Genomic DNA, 14,040 nt, shown 5'->3' on the forward strand with positions numbered 1-14,040 from the left:
TTTGTCATTGTTTATCAGGCAAGCTCTACCCGATTGCGGCCATTGTGCTTGGCCTGGTAGAGCGCCTGATCAGCCCGGTCGATGTTTTCATCGGTTGACTGACTGGTGTCAACCCGGGCCAGGCCTGCACTGAAGGTGCATTGGAACGACTGCTCCTGGCCACTGAATGGAATGGCTTGAAACGACTGGCGGATGCCATCAATAATGGATTTAGCTTTTTGCAATGAACAATCCGGCAAGGCCAGTAAAAATTCTTCGCCACCATAACGGCCTATCACATCGGTTTTACGGAGTTTTTGCTGCAGCAGGTTCGCCAGACTGCTGATCACCTGGTCGCCCACCAAATGACCGTATTGATCATTGACCCGCTTAAAGTGATCCAAATCCAGCATCACCACGATTAACTCCTGCTTGCTGCGCTTGGCTTTGGCTATCTCGTCACTTAATCGCTCCTTCACAGTGGCATGCTGCAACAACCCGGTCAGGCTATCACGGGTCATCATCTCGGCCAGTTGTCTGGCACGCTGAGCCCTGGCGAATACAGTCACGGCCAAAGCCTGATCGGTAATAGGCTTGGAAATGAAATCATCTCCAGCTTTGACCAGCGCATCCAATTGCCGCTGGCTATCTGTTTCCGACGACAAATAGACAATAGGTACGCCAAGCCACTCATCTTTAAAGCGAATAATCTGCGCCAGCTCCGGACCGGTGCAGTCCGGCATATTAACATCCAGCAGAATCACATCGGGCTGAAACCCTTGCAAACCTATCAGCATCTTAGTGGGATCATTCACTACCTTGGCTTCCATACCAGCCTGCTCAATAATCAGTTGATAATGCTGTGCCAACATCACATCATCATCGACAATCAGGATCCGAAAGCGCGCCTGTTGTCGTTGTGTCAGCAACCGCTGAATGCGTAGCTCAATCGCAGCAGCATCCAGTGGTTTGATAAAATAACCTCCTGCTCCCAACCGCACGGCAGTCAGATAATGGTTGAAACTCTCTTTTTTACCGACAATAAACAGTACCATAGACGATTGCTCGTCTATCAGCAGTTGTTGCAGCAAGCTTTTCATACCTTGAGGTAAGCGGTTACCTGACATATCTAAAATCAATACATCGGGTCTATCCGATGTCAAGGCTGCCTTTAATGCATCAAACTCTTGAAAACTATCCACTTGATGACCAAAAGGGTCCATGGCTGATGTTAGCTGTTTCCCAAGATCTGCATCTTTGCTGAATATTGCAATATGCGCTTTGCGGGTGAACTCATCATCTACCGGTTGAAACAATGGTGCAGCCGAGGCCTCTGGCTTGTTGCTGGTGTGATGGCTAAGCTCTTGCACCATGTGTAAAAACTGTTGTTTGAGCTCGGTTTCAGGGCGTCCACCACCATTCAGCCAGGCATCAAGCTCCATTTCCAGCGCTTTGGCTTGCTGACCAAGTTGTGGCATGCCAAAAGTGCCCGCAGAGCCAGCCAACGTATGAAAGCGCTGTTTTAGAGTTTTGGCTATGCTTTGCCAGCCGGTATTGCTTTCATCCAGCAACTGGCCTGCCTGAGCAGTAATCTCTGGCCAATCCTGCTGCAAACGCAGCAGATAACTGTTTCGCAACGCCGCTAATTGTGCCTGAATATCCTGTTGCGATGCTGTCATGCCTCATCCGTTACCAAATCGATTTAGCTAAAAAGTAGCGAATTTTCAATCGAAAAGCCATGAAAAATAGGTGCTTCAGCGGGTTTTATTGCCCGAAGCTGTCGCTGAAAACAATCAAATGTTGAAAAAAAGAAAAGTTCACTTGCACAATCTGATTGACTTCTTATAATACGCCCAACTTTAACCACTGCGGAGACCCATCGTGGGCGAACAACCTGGTAGTAGGCGTTGGTCTGTCGATTGTCAGTCAACACGAGGAATGTTTTAACGCTTCGCAGTCTGGTCTTTAGCACTATTCTGCCAAGCGCGGAATAGTGATGTCTGTTGTTATCTTTGTAACTCCATCGTCATCTCTGTTCACTATCATCCGTAACAACGCATTGCCATTAGCGCAGATGCGTACTGCTTGCTGTGCCCTGTGCTGCCCTTATGGCGGTGTCATGGCTGGCGAGAGGCGGACTGGTGCATTTCATTTGTTGCTCTAACAGTCACAGACGGCCTCATACAATCCGTTTACTCATGCTGGCACCCGCTTCAACCGAAGAGGATAAGGCGCATGTACACTAAAAATCATGTAGCTTTGCGTGACGCAACCGTAGCCCCAACCAAATCGTTGTCTCTGACAGCACTGGCCGTTGTTTTAATGGGCCTGAGCAGCCTGGCAAATGCCGGTCGGCCGCTGATCACCGATGATGCGACCATTGTTGACGACTGCCAGCTGGAAAGCTGGTGGCAGCGTAATCGTGGCCCTAATGAGTTCTGGCTGGTTCCGGCTTGTCAGGTAGCTGGTATTGAATGGGGATTTGGCTACGCCAACCAAACAGCCGGTGAACCCGACCTGTATGAACTGGCAGCAAAAACCGAATTAAGAACACTGGAGACCAACAGCTGGGGCGCCACTATTGGCTTTAGCCATGGCTTTGCGCAAGGTAGTTTTCGAGGTGATCAGCATCTGAACCTGGCAGTCACCCACAGCTTTGCTGACGATGCCTGGTTACTGCACAGCAACCTTGGCTACGCCAATAACCGTGATGCCGGCAATGAAGTAACTGCAGGTATCGCTCTGGAGCGGGAGGTGATTGCCAACCACTGGGCCTTCGCCGAAGTGTTCCGCAAAGAAGCCGGCCGGCCTTTTTATCAACTTGGTTATCGTTTCGAACCCAAAGCAGAGCGTTTGCAACTGGATATCAACTATGGCAACCGTCTAAGCAGCAGTGCGAATGAGTATTGGCTAAGTGCCGGTTTCGTTTTTTACTTCAGCGCCTTTTAAGCAGGGAGAATCATCATGAATGCACAAGACTTAATCTTTAGCCTGCGCACTGTACTACTGAGCAAAGACAAAGACGATATGGCTCATCTGGTCCGCCGCTGTCACCCAGCCGATATTGGTGCCGTGCTCAGCAGCTTTACTGTGACGCAAATTGCTCAGTTACTTAGCCTGACACCGGTGGATGAGCGTGCTCAGCTGTTTGGTTACCTGCCCAAAGAGCTTGAGGCAGAGATCGTACCCAGCCTGGATCAAAAAGCTCTGGGAGAGTTGTTTCTTCATATGGCATCGGATGAGCGCGCTGACTTGTTCAATCTGCTGCCCGAAGACCAGCAAGGACGCTTGCTACCGGTACTCGCCAAAGCGGAGCGTGAAGATATCCGTAAACTGGCAGCTTACGAGGAAGATAAAGTAGGCTCAGTGATGAGCTCTGACTACGCTTTGGTCGATGCGAAACGCACCGCCAAAGAAGGCATTGCCCAGTTGCGTAAAGCGGCACCGGATACCGAAACCATTTACCAGGCCTATGTGGTGGACTCAGAACGTCGGCTGGTTGGCACCGTGTCGCTGAAAGATCTGATTATGGCCGATGAACATGCCATTATCGGTGATTTTATGACGCACGATCCTGTCTATGTCAAAGCCGATGCACCACGGGAAGTGGCGTCGCAGCTGATTGCCAAGTATGACTTGATTGCACTGCCGGTTACCAATGGAGGCGATAAGCTGGTGGGTATTGTGACCTACGACGATGCCATGGACGTTGCTGCTGAAGAAGCCACCACCGATTTTCGGAAAGTCGGTGCCGTCAGCGAAATTGTCGGCAACATCAAGGACGCTTCCATCAACTTGTTGTATCGCAAGCGGGTGTTCTGGCTGGTGCTGCTGGTATTTGGCAACATCTTCTCGGGTGCCGGTATTGCTTACTTTGAAGACACCATCGAAGCCTACATTGCGCTGGTGTTCTTCCTGCCCTTGCTGGTGGACAGTGGCGGTAATGCCGGCTCCCAGGCTGCCACCCTGATGGTTCGGGCCATGGCAACCGGTGAGGTAATGATCAAAGACTGGGCCAAAATGCTGGGGAAAGAGTTTGTAGTCGCTGGCTTGCTGGGCTTAACCATGGCATTAGCGGTTTCTACCCTGGGCTTCTGGCGCGGCGGCCCGGAGATTGCGCTGGTTGTTGCTTTGACCATGCAAATTGTGGTGGTTGTAGGAAGCGTTATTGGTATGTCACTGCCGTTTTTGCTGAGCCGCTTTAAGCTGGATCCAGCAGCTGCCAGTGCACCTTTGATTACCTCCATTGCTGATGCATGTGGCGTAATCATTTACTTTGCGATGGCCACCTGGATCCTGGATATTCCACTTGGTTAACCGTCATTAAACAGCAACACCCTGTATGTACACTGCCCGGTCAGCTTTAGACATCGGCTGGGCAGTGGTTCTCCGGGCAGCTTTATCCATCACTCACTCAGCCGCAGATGGCTCAGATTTAAGGAGAACGCCATGCTTGCAGTACAAAACATTCAACTCTTCCCATTACTCGATAGCTTGATCAGTCTGGTGGCGGCCTTTGTGCTTGGCTCGTTAATCGGACTAGAGCGCCAATCCTGTTACCGCAAGCCGTACTCGGAACACTCTTTGTGTTGGCAGCCAATACTCTGCTGCGGCCCATTGTCAACCAAATCAACCGTCAGCCCATTGATGTGGAATCAACTGAAGTCACCTATATCTTGCATGTGATTGCCGATAAGCAGCAGCAAAAGCATGCGATGGATGTGGTCGAGTTGGTACTGGAAGCCGCCAAGCTTCCCGCCCGCGGCATGGAAGTGACGCCCTTTGGCAATGAAGATGTCGAAGTCGAGGCCATGCTGGCTGCGATCTCCATTGATGGTGAGGAGTTAGACCGCATCAGTCGAAAGCTGTTAAGTAAATCCTTTATCACTCAGGCGTACTGGAGCACCAGTACGTCGGAGTAAGTAAAGGCAACAAATATCAGTTTTTTATCAAACCACCGGCTTACTCCGAACGTTATACTCAGGCCTGAGCTGTATCCGGTAAGGATGATTGATGAAACTGCTGCTATCTTGTTTGCTGCTATGTTTAGGCTTTTTGTTCAGCGCTTCACTTCAGGCTGAACGTATTGTGCTGGCCAGCAGCAACTACCATCCCCACTATGGAGCAGACTTACCAAAGCAAGGCGCAGTCACAGAAATCATCCGTCAGGCCTTTTCACTGCAAGGCATTCAGATCGAAGTAGAGTTCATGCCCTTTGGCCGCGCTCTGCATGAAGCGAAAGTTGCGAATTACGTGGGTCTCATCGCTGCCTGGTACTCTGACGACAGAGTGGAAAACTTTTTGTATTCGCAGCCGATGTACGCCAACCAAATCGTGTTGTTTAAGCGCCGTAGCATGCCGCTGGAGTTTCGTAACTTCCAGCAACTGGCGGATTCGCGCTATCGATTGGGGGTAGTGCAGGGCTACGCACAGCCCGAGGGGTTGCTGCGCGCAAGGCTCAATACCATTGCAGTTGCCAGTGATGAGCAGGCCTTTCGCATGCTGGCACTCGGACGCGTCGACTTGGTACCTGCTGATAAGCTAAACGGCCTCTACCTGCTGCAAACCTTACTGCCGGAGCACGCCGAAAACATAGAGTACATTGAGCCGGTGCTGGAGCAACGGCCGATGTACCTGATACTCTCCAAGCAGGATCCTCGCTCGGAGGAGTTGATGGAACGCTTTAATCGCGGCCTGCAGCAACTGCAGGCCAGCAATCAGTACCGCACCATTTTGCAAAGCTTACTGCCAGCTACAAGCGCACGCTAAGCCCATCAGTCAGTGCTTTGCGGTACGCCAACCAAGAAGGGATACAACCCAGCAACAGTGCTAGCCCCAGCACCAGGCCCATCAGTTGTAAGCTACTCTGTCGGATTGGGTTTAACCCAATAAACAAACCATAGCGACCAGCCAGCAGATCCTGGCCAAGCCAAAGCCCAATCATCAACACCACCATGGCCACGACTAAAGAAGTCAGGCTTATTAACAACACTTCGAGCTGCACCAGCCAGAACAAAGTGCGCGGGTGAGCACCAACGGCCCGCAAAATGGCAATCTCCCGCTGCCGCTCTTTCATTGAAGCAAGCAGTGTGGTGGTCATCCCAACCAAACCGGCCAATAACACCAACACTGTGATCACCAGCAGCAAGCGCTCAACCATACTGAGCATCTGCCATAACTCGGCCAGTGCCACACCGGGTAAAATAGCCGTCAAAGGTTCACCACGGAATTCATTGATTTGCCGCTGCACCAAAAAGGTAGCCGCCCGGGAGTTCAGCCCTACCAGAAAAGCCGTAATGGCTTTGGGCGTTAAATCCATTTCCTGAGCCTGCTCCGCACTGACCCGACGTCCGGGCATCGGAGCACCTTGCTGCCAATCAATGTGAATGGCTTCTATACCTTCCAGGCTAACATGCACACTTTGGTCCACCGGAGTGCCGGTTGGCGCTAGAATTCCCACTACGCTAAAGGGTTTGTCTTTATGCTCGCTAAAACTGACCTGGCCAATGCCATGGGCCAGTACAATTTCCTGTCCCAACTGATAGCCAAGCCGTGCTGCAACCTCAGACCCAAGTACCGTGTCATACAGCTCCTGGAAAATCGTTCCCTGCGCCAGTTGCAGCTGCTGCTGGCCTGCGTATCGGTAATATTTAAAATAATCCTGATTGGTACCAACCACCCGATAGCCGCGGTGCGAGTCACCCAGTGAGATGGGGATAGTCCAGCCAATTTGCGGGTGATTCTGGATACGCTGATACGTCTCCCAACTGATGTTGGCAGTGGCATTGCCTATACGAAAAATCGAATACAGCAGCAAGTTCAGCTGGCCGGAGCGTGCTCCAACAATCAAATCGGTGCCCGAAACCGTGCTGGTGAAGCTGTTTTTTGCTTCATGCCGCAGGTGGTCAATCCCAAGTAGCAAACTGATGCTGATGACCAAGGATAGCACTGTCATCGCAACGGTACCGCGGCGATTCCATAAACTCAAACGCGCCAGTTTCATCAGCATGGCTGTACCCCCTGCTCCAGTTGATCCATCGGCAAGTGCCAGTTAAAGTAGCCTTGCAGCGCCTGATCATGGCTGACAAAAATCACAGTGGTGCCACTTTCATTCGCTTCCGCCAGCATCAGTTTCATAAAGGCGTCGCGGTTATCAGCATCCAGCGCTGATGTTGGTTCATCGGCAATCAGCAAGGCCGGGCGAAGCAGTAACGCCCGGGCAATCGCCACCCGCTGTTGCTGACCTACGCTTAGCTCCGAGGCTTTTTTTGGATGCAGTTCATCGTTAAGACCCAAATGCTGCAACAACATGATGGCACGGCCAGTCAACGCATGCGCCCCCTGGTTCGCAAAACAAGCCACCAGCAACACATTGTCCAGCACGGATAGATAAGGGATCAGGTTCAGTTGCTGAAAGACCACCCCAATTTGTTGGGCTCGCAGGGTATCCCGCTTGGCCGCCGATAACTGATGCATCGCCGTTTGCTGCAACCAAAGCTCACCTTCGTTCGGTGTGGTAATGCCACTGAGTAAATTAAGTAAGGTTGTTTTACCAGAGCCAGATGCCCCACGGATAAACAAATGCTGACCAGGTTCCAGCTGCAAGCTATCCAATGCCAGCTGCCAGCCTTGCTTACCGGGCCAACGAAAACGCATTTTTTTGAGTTCAATTACATATTTTTTCGGCTTGTCAGTCACCGGTTGTTCAACCTTCATGGTAAGATGATGGAAGTGATTTATACCAAAGTTCAGGAGTAAGCTCCAATGATGCGTGTACTGTCTATGGCAATCCTGTTGCTATCTGTCGCATTTACTTCCGCCCAGTTGCAAGCCGACGAGGTGCGCACCCTGGAATGGACCGATCTGATGCCAGAGGAAGATCTGGCACTGCTGGAAAGTTTGCCGGATATTGAGCACGACTACAGTCAGCCATCGCCGTTTGATGATGCCTCCGACGATCCATACGCCAGCTTGTGGCAACAGGTGCTAAGCTCAGCCAAGGTGCGTGAAGAGTTTAATAATCAGCGTGTTCGTCTACCAGGTTTTATTGTACCGCTGGAGTTTGATCAAAACCAAAATGTCACCAGCTTTTTTCTGGTGCCTTACTTTGGAGCCTGTATCCATGTCCCACCACCTCCACCGAACCAGATTATCTATGTTACTGAAGCAAAAGGCCTGACCGCCGATATGATGTACACACCTTTTTGGATCACCGGCATACTGACTACCGACTCGATGAATCACGATTTGGCATTCGCCGCTTACAGCATAAAAGCGGATCACATTGAAGAGTACAGCTGGTAAATTCCACAGCAGATCGAAAAAAAGCGCCAATGGCGCTTTTTTTCGATCTGCTGATCTAATGGATTAAAAACGGATACGACCTTCCCGTAAGGTAGCCGTACTCATGCCCTGACGCTCATTGACCACCCACTGCACCTGCACCCGCTCCAGCGCAGGCATTAGTTGTATCAAGGATAAATCCAGGTACTGCAAGCGTGCCGGATTATGGCAGAGCAAAGTAAAGTTAGCGTAAAAATCACCATGGTTTTGATGGCCTGGTCGGGTTAAATCGGTACTGGAGTCTGCCTGCTCAACCTGACAGCCAGTATCACGATTTAATTCAAACCAACTGCCTTTCGATAACATGGCAAGTGCAGCCTGTATCTCTCGCTCCTGCTCATCCGTCGAAGGTGCATGCTCAAAGCCAACGATGTTGTAAGCGGCCGTTTGCAATGCAAGAATGGCTTCGTTGCCTTCCAGCACAAAAGTGAGTAAGGCCTCACCGTGCACATGAGCGCCAAGCTGAGTAAACTCATCATCGTGATGATGATCATGGTCGTGGCTGTGCTCATGACTGTGATCATGATTCTGGCTATGATTGTGTTCTGTCGTATGATGATGCTGCTCTGCAGGTTCACTATCGGCATGCTGATGTTCATGGCTGTGTTGATGCCGCTGTTCATGAGCATGCACCTCGGCTCCAACCAAGCCCCCCCCCAGCACCAAACTGCTGGCCAACGTAGTCACTACCAATGCATTTGCTTTTATCATGATTTATTTCCGCTTTTTACACCGAGTATGGTTCTCATCATACGCTTTGCCTTGCCACTTGCAAAGTGGCTAACCCCGCCGCTTACTAAAGTGCTTTTCCTGCATTTCCTGCCGCTCTTTCGCATCCAGGCTCAGCTCTGCCGTTGGCCGTGCCAAAAGTCGTTTCAAACCGATCGGCTGACCGCTCTCCTTGCAATAGCCATAGTCTCTGCTGGCGATCCGATCCAGAGCTTGTTCAATTTTACGCAGTAAAAAATACTCTCGCTCCACCAAGCGCAAGCTCTGACGGTTTTCCTCTTCAATCAAAGCTCTGTCCAGCTCATCAGGCTCGACCTCGCGGCTGCCAAGCGATTGCTTACTTTGTTCAATCCGCCGCTGAAGATCCTGTTTTTGCTGGCGCAGCAGCTGCTCGAAATAAGCCAATTGGCTGGTATTCATGTAATCATCTGCCGGCATTTGCAGCAACTCTTGTTCTGTCAACATGTGAGCCCTCCAGAAAAGTTACAATATAACATAACGGCTTCATTCCGCCAGCGAACTGACCGGCTTTCATTCAGCATTCTTTTGATCGTGCCTTGCCAGAACGACGTAACTTAAAAACAAAACCGAATTGGACAACAGCATGCCACGATTAGTCGTAATCTTGGGCGATCAGCTCAGCCCCGCCCTCGCAAGCTTAGAAGCGATAGCAACAGACGATGTGATTTTGATGGCCGAAGTCATGGCTGAAGCCAGCTATACCAAACACCACAGCCATAAGCTGGTACTGATATTCAGTGCCATGCGGCATTTTGCCGATACATTACAGCAACTGGGCCATCAGGTCCTTTATCTGAAGTTTGCGGAGTACCCATCCGTGCTTAGTATGACTGACGCGGTAGCCTATGCCCTGACAAAGCATCCCGAGCTCAGCAGTATTTTACTGACCGAGTGCGGTGAGTATCGCTTAGAGCAAGAAATTGCCCGTTGGCAGGAACAATTCAACCTGCCACTTGAGCAACTGAGCGATGATCGCTTTTTGTGTTCGCGCCAGCAATTCGCCAACTGGGCGAAAGATCGGCAGCAATTTCGCATGGAGTATTTTTACCGGGAGATGCGCCGCTACAGCCGCTTGTTAATGAATGACAAAAACCAGCCCGAAGGTGGCAAGTGGAATTACGATAAAGCCAATCGCAAAGCCTGCCCACCCGATCTGGCCCAGATCCCCCCGCTTCAGTTTGAGCCTGATGCCATGACCCGGGATGTGATGGTGCTGGTAGAGCAGCATTTCACGGATAATATGGGCGATGCGACTACTTTCCGCTTAGCCGTCACGGGCAAACAGGCCCGGCAGGCATTTTTGCATTTTGTTGAGCAGCAGTTGGCTCAATTTGGTGATTATCAGGATGCGATGCTGCTGGACCAGCCTTTCTTGTTTCACAGCATCTGCTCTATGTACCTCAACATAGGCTTGCTGGATGTACGCTGGATGTGCCTGAAAGTCGAACAAGCCTACAAGGATGGCAAGGTACCACTCAATGCCGCGGAAGGATTTATCCGTCAGTTGATCGGCTGGAGGGAGTTTGTGCGCGGCTTGTACTGGTTACTGATGCCTGAATACAAAACACGGAACACCCTGGCGGCACAGCGGCCACTGCCGGCCTTTTACTGGACTGCAAAGACGCAAATGCGCTGCATGCAACAGGCGATTCAAAGCACCATCGATTATGCGTATTCCCACCATATTCATCGTTTGATGGTGACAGGCAACTTTGCGCTCTTGACTGCTTTAAACCCGGATGAGGTCACCGATTGGTACCTGGCCGTTTATGCTGACGCCTTTGAGTGGGTTGAACTGCCTAACACCCTGGGCATGGCGTTGTTTGCTGATGATGCAGTGCTTGCTTCCAAACCCTATGCCGCCAGTGGCAAGTACATTCAGCGGATGAGCAATTACTGCCAGCACTGCCCATACGATGTAAAGAAAATCTATGGCGAAGGTGCTTGTCCGTTCAATGCTTTGTATTGGGGATTTCTGGATCGCAATAGTGAGCAATTAGGTGGCAATGCCCGCTTGCAGCTGGCTTACCAGCAGTGGCATAAAAAGCCAGAGCAAGAACAACAAGCTATCCGCCAACACGCCGACCTTATACTCAATAGCCTGGAAAAATTATGAGGCAACTGGTTTGGTTTAAGCGTGATCTTCGCATTGATGATCATGCACCACTTTATGAGGCAGCCAGGCAAGGAGCTGTGCTGCCAGTCTACATCATAGAGCCTGACTATTGGCAGCAACCAGACACCTCGCTCAGACAGTGGCATTTTATCAAAGCCAGCCTGCAGCGCCTGGACCAAGAGTTAACAAAATTAGGGCAACCGTTAATCATTGAAGTAGGACCTGCCAGTCACGTTTTGCTTGCGCTATGCCAAAAGTTTCAAATTTGCCAGGTGCATAGCCATGAGGAAACAGGCAACCTCTGGACCTATCAACGCGACCTTGCTGTTGCGCGCGCTTTGAAACGTCAATCGATCCCATGGCGGCAGTATCGGCAGTTTGCGGTACTTAGGGGCTCTGTCAACAGAGATCATTGGCAACGGGAGACAGACACCTGGCTCAAAGAACCTTTGGTCCCTCGTCCGGCCCGACTGCCTTTGTTGCATGAGCCCGATCCCAAGCCATTACCAGAACTAACACGTAGCCGTGATATCGGCGCCTGCATTCAACGCTTTGATGCCTTACTGACAACCACCTACGATTCTTTTTTCCGCAACCGGCACCAGCATTATTTGCGCAGCATAGGTAAGCCAGCTGCGTCGGCAGAGCACAGCTCACGTTTAAGTCCTTTTCTGGCCTATGGCGAACTCAGTTTGCGTCAACTGTTTCAGGACACACAGCTGAAATTACAGCATTCAGCGGCAAATCGAGCCAATTTATCCGCGTTTTTATCCAGGTTGCGGTGGCATTGCCATTTTATTCAAAAGTTTGAAACGGAGCCTGCCATAGAGTTTCTCCCAATGCATTCTGGTTTTATTGGTTTTCGGGAAGATAGCTTTGAGCCGCACCGCTATTCAAGTTGGTGTACCGGCCATACCGGTTACCCATTGATTGATGCCTGCATGCGCGCCTTACTGGCTACTGGTTGGCTGCATTTCAGAGGCAGAGCCATGCTGGCATCTTTTGCCAGTTATTACCTTGGACTGCCATGGCGCCCAATTGCACTGCATCTGGCAAAGTGTTTTATTGATTACGAACCGGGTATTCATTATCCACAGATACAAATGCAATGCGGTGTGACCGGTATCAACGTCAACCGGATGTACAACCCGGTGAAGCAGAGTAAAGAGCGGGATCCTAGCGGAAGCTATATCCGTTATTGGGTACCAGAGCTGGCAACCGTGCCAACCAGTTGGATCCATACTCCCTGGCTGATGCCTGGCTCTGTGCGCCAGCGTTTTGCATCTTTGGTGTCATACAACTATCCGGCCCCCATTGTTGATCCTGACGCAGCGATAAAGAGTGCCCGTCACGCCTTGCTGCAGTGGAAAGAAAAGCTGGATCCCATCGATTGGCAGGTGCGGAAGCAACAAGTCATTGAAAAACATGCCAGCCGCCGCAGGCCCCACAGGCACGTGACAACCAAAGTGAGCACCCGGCAAATAGGACTACCGGGCTTTGAAGATCTTTAACCTTAAATGGCTTCTTCATCTTCCTCGCCGGTGCGGATCCGAATCACCCGACCGACATCCAGCACGAAGATCTTACCATCACCAATCCGGCCGGTATGCGCTGTTTTGGTGATGGCTTCAATACAACGCTCCACCTGGTCATCCGACACCACGATTTCCAGTTTCACTTTTGGCAAAAAATCCACCATGTATTCAGCACCACGATACAACTCCGTATGGCCTTTTTGCCGGCCAAAGCCTTTAACCTCGGTAACCGTCATACCAGTGATGTTAATTTCTGCCAAAGCTTCCCGCACATCATCCAGTTTAAAAGGTTTGATAATCGCTTCGATTTTTTTCATGTACACAACCACCTGAACAGAGACTAACTCTATGATAGCATTATCTGTAACCTATTGGGTATTGCCCAAAGCCTCTTAGCAGGAAACGACGATGACTCCAGAACAAATTATTGCAGAAATGCGTGTACAAGCTTCTATCGACCCCGCCACAGAGGTTCGCCGCCGGGTAGATTTTATTAAACGCCAGTTGCAGCAGTCCGGCTTGACGAGTTTAGTGCTTGGTATTAGTGGTGGGGTCGACTCCACCACCTGTGGCCGGCTGGCACAACTAGCCATCAATGAATTAAATGAGCAGGGTGCAACCCAGTATCGCTTTCTCGCGGTACGCCTACCGTATGCCAGCCAGGCTGATGAAGCTGAAGCGCAGCTGGCCATCGACTTTATCCAGCCAAACCAGTCATTGAACATCAATGTACAACCGGGTGCGGATGCCATTCATCAGGCGACGTCCAGTGCCTTGGCTGCCACAGGGATCAGGGTAGAAGATGCCCACAAGGTTGATTTTAGCAAAGGCAATGTCAAAGCACGAACCCGTATGGTTATTCAGTACCATGTTGCAGGCTTGTTGGGAGGGCTGGTACTCGGGACCGATCACTCGGCCGAGAATATTACTGGTTTTTACACCAAATGGGGGGATGGCGCTTGTGATTTAGCGCCTTTGTTTGGCTTAAGCAAACGTCAGGTCAGGGCTATAGCGGCATGGCTGGGAGCGCCAGCACAGCTGGTACAAAAAGTACCTACTGCAGATCTGGAGTGCCTGCAACCACAAAAAGCCGATGAAGCTGCGCTTGGGCTCAGTTACGATGACATTGATGACTTTTTGGAAGGAAAGCCTGTCTCGCTTCAGGTTCAACAACGTCTGGTTAGTATTTATCTGAAAACTCAACACAAACGGCAACCCATACCGACCGTTTACGACTGAGGTTCAATCACCCCTTTTAAAATCACAAAAAATTGACAAGAGCCACTTAAGTTATCATAATTTAGTGATTGTGATGAA

Annotated in this window: 14 protein-coding genes; 8 read left to right on the forward strand and 6 right to left on the reverse strand. The window is 50.7% G+C overall.

Going from position 1 to position 14,040, the window contains the following annotated elements:
* Positions 1 to 14 precede the first annotated feature (14 nt).
* Positions 15 to 1,658 carry a diguanylate cyclase domain-containing protein gene (locus QWF21_RS10270; RefSeq protein WP_330087959.1) on the reverse strand — a complete coding sequence of 548 codons (1,644 nt, stop codon included), beginning with the start codon at positions 1,656 to 1,658 and terminating at the stop codon, positions 15 to 17.
* A gap of 556 nt (positions 1,659 to 2,214) precedes the next feature.
* Between QWF21_RS10270 and QWF21_RS10275 the strand changes: the two genes are divergently transcribed.
* The 4 genes from QWF21_RS10275 to QWF21_RS10290 all read left to right on the forward strand — a co-directional run bounded on the left by QWF21_RS10275 (position 2,215) and on the right by QWF21_RS10290 (position 5,748).
* Positions 2,215 to 2,928 (forward strand): hypothetical protein, encoded by a 714-nt coding sequence (locus QWF21_RS10275; RefSeq protein ID WP_330087960.1) that lies wholly within the window; start codon positions 2,215 to 2,217, stop codon positions 2,926 to 2,928.
* 15 nt (positions 2,929 to 2,943) lie between these two features.
* Entirely contained in the window at positions 2,944 to 4,296 is a 1,353-nt protein-coding gene (gene mgtE / locus QWF21_RS10280) for a magnesium transporter (RefSeq protein WP_330087961.1), read from the forward strand.
* A 269-nt stretch (positions 4,297 to 4,565) separates the two neighbouring features.
* The gene (locus QWF21_RS10285) at positions 4,566 to 4,901 is read left to right on the forward strand and encodes a hypothetical protein (protein ID WP_407935282.1); all 336 of its coding nucleotides are present in this window, start codon (positions 4,566 to 4,568) and stop codon (positions 4,899 to 4,901) included.
* A 91-nt stretch (positions 4,902 to 4,992) separates the two neighbouring features.
* On the forward strand, positions 4,993 to 5,748 hold the full coding sequence (locus QWF21_RS10290) for a substrate-binding periplasmic protein (protein WP_330087962.1): 756 nt from the start codon (positions 4,993 to 4,995) through the stop codon (positions 5,746 to 5,748).
* Here the strand turns inward: QWF21_RS10290 and QWF21_RS10295 are convergent.
* Together QWF21_RS10295 and QWF21_RS10300 are read right to left on the reverse strand one after the other, a co-directional pair.
* Entirely contained in the window at positions 5,732 to 6,988 is a 1,257-nt protein-coding gene (locus QWF21_RS10295; RefSeq protein WP_330087963.1) for an ABC transporter permease, read from the reverse strand. The two genes, QWF21_RS10290 and QWF21_RS10295, sit on opposite strands and share 17 nt — an antisense overlap.
* On the reverse strand, positions 6,982 to 7,695 hold the full coding sequence (locus tag QWF21_RS10300) for an ATP-binding cassette domain-containing protein (protein WP_330087964.1): 714 nt from the start codon (positions 7,693 to 7,695) through the stop codon (positions 6,982 to 6,984). Before QWF21_RS10300 ends, QWF21_RS10295 begins: the two co-directional genes overlap by 7 nt.
* A gap of 48 nt (positions 7,696 to 7,743) precedes the next feature.
* On the opposite strand from QWF21_RS10300, the gene QWF21_RS10305 reads away from it, so the two are divergent.
* Entirely contained in the window at positions 7,744 to 8,283 is a 540-nt protein-coding gene (locus tag QWF21_RS10305) for a DUF3299 domain-containing protein (protein WP_330087965.1), read from the forward strand.
* A gap of 63 nt (positions 8,284 to 8,346) precedes the next feature.
* On the opposite strand, the gene QWF21_RS10310 is transcribed toward QWF21_RS10305, so the two are convergent.
* Positions 8,347 to 9,033: a ZrgA family zinc uptake protein gene (locus tag QWF21_RS10310; RefSeq protein WP_330087966.1), complete on the reverse strand. Its 687-nt coding sequence runs from the start codon at positions 9,031 to 9,033 to the stop codon at positions 8,347 to 8,349.
* A 69-nt stretch (positions 9,034 to 9,102) separates the two neighbouring features.
* Positions 9,103 to 9,516 carry a TraR/DksA family transcriptional regulator gene (locus tag QWF21_RS10315; RefSeq protein WP_330087967.1) on the reverse strand — a complete coding sequence of 138 codons (414 nt, stop codon included), beginning with the start codon at positions 9,514 to 9,516 and terminating at the stop codon, positions 9,103 to 9,105.
* A 139-nt stretch (positions 9,517 to 9,655) separates the two neighbouring features.
* On the opposite strand from QWF21_RS10315, the gene QWF21_RS10320 reads away from it, so the two are divergent.
* Positions 9,656 to 11,188, forward strand: coding sequence for a cryptochrome/photolyase family protein (locus tag QWF21_RS10320; protein ID WP_330087968.1), 1,533 nt, complete (start codon positions 9,656 to 9,658; stop codon positions 11,186 to 11,188).
* Positions 11,185 to 12,699: an FAD-binding domain-containing protein gene (locus tag QWF21_RS10325; protein ID WP_330087969.1), complete on the forward strand. Its 1,515-nt coding sequence runs from the start codon at positions 11,185 to 11,187 to the stop codon at positions 12,697 to 12,699. Before QWF21_RS10320 ends, QWF21_RS10325 begins: the two co-directional genes overlap by 4 nt.
* A 2-nt stretch (positions 12,700 to 12,701) precedes the next feature.
* On the opposite strand, the gene glnB is transcribed toward QWF21_RS10325, so the two are convergent.
* Positions 12,702 to 13,040, reverse strand: coding sequence for a nitrogen regulatory protein P-II (gene glnB, locus QWF21_RS10330; protein ID WP_330087970.1), 339 nt, complete (start codon positions 13,038 to 13,040; stop codon positions 12,702 to 12,704).
* A 91-nt stretch (positions 13,041 to 13,131) separates the two neighbouring features.
* On the opposite strand from glnB, the gene nadE reads away from it, so the two are divergent.
* Positions 13,132 to 13,962, forward strand: a complete 831-nt coding sequence (gene nadE / locus QWF21_RS10335; protein WP_330087971.1) for an ammonia-dependent NAD(+) synthetase — start codon at positions 13,132 to 13,134, stop codon at positions 13,960 to 13,962.
* Positions 13,963 to 14,040 lie beyond the last annotated feature (78 nt).

It is taken from the genome of Alkalimonas mucilaginosa, assembly GCF_036327005.1.
In the GTDB taxonomy this organism is placed as follows: Bacteria; Pseudomonadota; Gammaproteobacteria; order Enterobacterales; family Alteromonadaceae; genus Alkalimonas; species Alkalimonas mucilaginosa.